1 protein-coding gene is annotated in these 682 nt (G+C 59.1%); it reads right to left on the bottom strand.

The window, feature by feature from the left end; all coding sequences use genetic code 11:
* Positions 1 to 73: 73 nt before the first annotated feature.
* Positions 74 to 682, bottom strand: a 609-nt coding sequence (locus CAG11_RS33030) for an HlyD family efflux transporter periplasmic adaptor subunit (RefSeq protein WP_143494905.1), incomplete at its 5' end; no start/stop codon positions are given.

Raw genomic sequence — 682 nt, 5'->3', positions numbered from 1 at the left:
TCTTTCAACACCGTTAACGCTTGACCGCCGTTGGTGTACGTTCGGCTGATGCCTTTTAGTTCGATGATCGCGTTCACAGGAAGATGCCATCCTCAGCCGATTTGGCGGCAGGCTGCGACAGCACCACGGTTTCACCGGCTTTCAGGCCGCTGAGGATCTGAATGTCGACATTGTTGGTGATGCCGGTGGTCACTTTGCGCGTTTCCAACCGCTGGTCCTGGGTCAGCACCTGCACCTGCTGCTCTTTGCCATCGATTTTATGCACCGCCTGGATCGGCACCAGCAGGGTGTTCTTCGCATCGCCGAGCAGCACGGACACCTGCGCGGTCATGGCGATGCGCAGGCGGTTTTCCGGGTTTGGCACGTCCAGCAGCGCGTTGTAATAGACCGAGGCGTTCGAGGTGCCGGAGCCGGAAGCGGAGCTGGTGCCGGCGAGCGAGTCGTCTTTCATCACCGATTCCGGTGCCAGCTCGATGGTGCGCAGCGTGGCGTCGTAGCGCTTATCCGGATCGGAGAAAATAGTGAAGTAAGCCTTTTGTCCCGGCGAAATGCGGGTGATGTCGGCTTCGGAGATCTGCGCCTTGATGGTCATCATATCCAGCCGCGCCAGCTTGACGATGGTCGGCGCACTTTGGCTGGAGTTGACCGTTTGTCCCTGCTGCGTGACCACGGCGATAACAAT

Source organism: Pseudomonas sp. B6(2017) (assembly GCF_002112765.1).
Lineage (GTDB): Bacteria > Pseudomonadota > Gammaproteobacteria > Pseudomonadales > Pseudomonadaceae > Aquipseudomonas > Aquipseudomonas piscis.
This window is presented reverse-complemented; position numbering and strand designations above follow the sequence as displayed.